The organism is Vibrio sp. 2134-1, assembly GCF_033339495.1.
Window position 1 is genome coordinate 1 of sequence record NZ_JAWOUS010000323.1, and the last position, 771, is coordinate 771.

Annotated in this window: 1 protein-coding gene; it reads left to right on the plus strand. The window is 48.0% G+C overall.

The annotated features are described in order from the left end of the window. On the plus strand, window positions 1–771 hold a 771-nt coding region (locus tag R7R78_RS25745; protein ID WP_225474571.1), incomplete at both ends, for a LysR substrate-binding domain-containing protein.

A 771-nucleotide genomic window follows, 5' to 3' on the forward strand; every position in this document is an offset into this window, starting at 1 on the left:
GAACATTAACTTCGCTTCGAGACACCGGCTCGTTAACAGCTACGGCTACTGCCTTGCACTTAACGCAATCCGCTCTTTCTCACCAAATCAAAGATCTCGAATCTCGTATTGGCGGTCAGTTATTTTTACGCAAAACTCGCCCAGTAAAATTTACCTCTGAGGGTGAAATTCTCTTGCGCCTCGCTGAAGATATTTTGCCAAAGCTGGCAAGAGCAGAAAACGAACTGGCGAGTTTGAAAGAGGACGTCAACGGTCGATTACACATGGCGATCGAATGTCACTCATGCTTCCAATGGCTCATGCCTGCTCTAAGGGAATATCAATTGGCGTGGCCAAGCGTCACGTTGGATTTTTCGTCCGGCTTCGGGTTTGAGCCCCTACCCGCATTGTTGGCTGGCGAGTTAGATCTCGTTATCACGTCGGATATTCAACCCCGTTCTGAGGTACATTATGAACCGTTGTTTGACTTCGAAATGCGCCTAATTACTGCGACTAATCATCCATTAGCTGACAAAGAAATTATCGAACCACAAGATCTTGCCGATCAAACTATGCTCTCTTATCCGGTTCAAAAACAAAGATTGGACGTTGTTAAGCACTTCTTGCAGCCGGCCGGCGTCGAGCCTGCCAGATGGAAGCAAGCGGACAATACCTTAATGCTGGTGCAAATGGTTTCGGCAGGGTTGGGCGTTGCGGCGTTGCCAAACTGGGCGATATCCGAGTTTTCTCGTCAGGGGTTAATCACCAGTAAACCATTTGGCAAAGGTTTGT